Origin of the sequence: Amphritea pacifica (genome assembly GCF_016924145.1) — a bacterium.
Lineage (GTDB): Bacteria > Pseudomonadota > Gammaproteobacteria > Pseudomonadales > Balneatricaceae > Amphritea > Amphritea pacifica.
In genome coordinates, this window is the sequence record NZ_JAFFZO010000279.1 from 1 (window position 1) to 209 (window position 209).

Annotated in this window: 1 protein-coding gene; it reads left to right on the plus strand. The window is 64.6% G+C overall.

Annotated elements, in window-relative coordinates:
* On the plus strand, window positions 1-209 hold a 209-nt coding region (locus JW499_RS22355; RefSeq protein WP_205212579.1), incomplete at both ends, for a hypothetical protein.

Sequence of the window (209 nt, forward strand, 5' to 3'; positions counted from 1 at the left end):
ATGCTGGTGGCAAAGTCGATGGTCTGGGCATCCGCCGCATCCCCGCTCCGGGTCACGGTGAAGGTCATCAGGCCACCCTCACTGACGCTCATGTCGCCAATGCTGAAGCTGGTGGTGTCGTTATCCGGACCGGGGCCTGGGTTGAATGGACCCGGGCCGGTGCCGTCATCGACGATGGTTCCCACGCCGGTACCGTCAGCGATCTGGCC